This is a genomic window from Shewanella sp. CAL98-MNA-CIBAN-0140, from assembly GCF_040309905.1.
In the GTDB taxonomy this organism is placed as follows: domain Bacteria; phylum Pseudomonadota; class Gammaproteobacteria; order Enterobacterales; family Shewanellaceae; genus Shewanella; species Shewanella psychromarinicola.
The window spans coordinates 1-1483 of the sequence record NZ_JBEOPI010000082.1; the positions used below are offsets into that span (position 1 = coordinate 1).

The 1483-nt window shown below is 42.4% G+C and carries 1 protein-coding gene and 1 pseudogene; both read left to right on the forward strand.

Going from position 1 to position 1483, the window contains the following annotated elements:
- A pseudogene (locus AAEY93_RS20215) lies at positions 1-170 on the forward strand (IS1595 family transposase); the annotation flags it as partial.
- A gap of 95 nt (positions 171-265) precedes the next feature.
- Positions 266-1375 carry an ISAs1 family transposase gene (locus AAEY93_RS20220; protein WP_124012320.1) on the forward strand — a complete coding sequence of 370 codons (1110 nt, stop codon included), beginning with the start codon at positions 266-268 and terminating at the stop codon, positions 1373-1375.
- Positions 1376-1483: the final 108 nt, after the last annotated feature.

Below are 1483 nucleotides of genomic sequence, written 5' to 3' on the forward strand. Positions count from 1 at the left end.
GAAAAAGAGCTGGATTTATTGCTATGCAGGCTGTGAATAGCGTTTGCCATGATAGTGTTGAAAAGTTCGTTGCCAAATACTTAACGAGACAGCAAGAAGTGCATACAGACGGCTTACCTGCGTTGAACATTATAGATAAGACTCAACAACATGAAGCGAGGGTTACCCCAGGGCGAGATCGTGAACGTTTTTTAAACAATTTAACTCACTATTTGACGTTAACATCTCGCTATGATCTTATACTCCCTTTTTTCGGGAGCACACCATGCATATTGACCACTTCAAAGAGCATTTCCAAACAATAACAGACCAGCGCCAGGGGGCTAAAGTGACCTATTGCCTCTTTGAGGTGCTGTTTGGTTCGCTATGTGCCGTTATCGCAGGCGCTAAAGGCTGGTTTGACATTCGCGAATACATTCTTGGGCATCATGATTGGTTTCAAAACAACAACCTCTTCATGAACGGCATTCCCGCTGATGACACGATTGCTCGTATTATATCAACCATTGAACCTGAGCAGTTTCACCAATGTTTTATCAATTGGATGTCTTCGATACACACCCTTACTGAAGGCCAAGTCATTGCTATCGATGGAAAAACGCTTCGAGGGTCATACAATCGTGAAGATAGAGCCAGTACCATACACATGATTAGTGCTTATGCTTCATCAAACAAATTAGTACTTGGTCAGCTTAAAACAGAACAAAAAAGTAATGAGATAACAGCTATTCCTGAGTTGATAAAAATGCTCGATATCAAAGGGGCGTTAGTGACTATCGATGCGATGGCTTGTCAAACAAAGATAGCAAAAACCATTGTGGACCAAGGTGGTGATTATCTGCTTGCCGTTAAAAGTAATCAGGGAAAGCTGCGCGAAGCAATAGTAAAAGCCTTCGCTTTCCAGCGAGCTAACAATACGGACAAATCCGTAATTGAACACGGTCACGGACGTACTGAGTGTCGACAGTGCTATGTTATTGATAGTAAAAACTTACTCGGTGACTTTTCAAAGTGGAAAGGGCTAAAAAATATCGTTATGGTTGAAAGTTGTCGCCTTGAGAAAGGAAAACCAATCGAACTTGAGTATCGTTATTACATTAGTTCTAAGGAGTTAAGTGCTGAGCAAGCAGCGATAGCTGTCCGAGAACATTGGGGCATAGAATCGATGCACTGGGTGCTTGATGTCAGTATGAGTGAGGATGCATGTCAAATATACAACGCACACGGGGCGGAAAATCTATCATGTCTGCGTCATATGAGCTTGAATATGTTACGAGCAGAGCCGACGAAGATAAGCATTGTTGGAAAGCAAAAGCGATGCATGATGAATCCATCGATGCTTGAAGCAGTATTAAAGGCTGGATTCAGTGGTTAGGTTAAAAATTAAACACTCATGCGGTAGCCCTGAGGGTTACCCCCAGTGAGCTTGTTGATGAATGGCTGCCTTGGGTTCATATTGCCATTGGTAACTTAAAGGCATTTT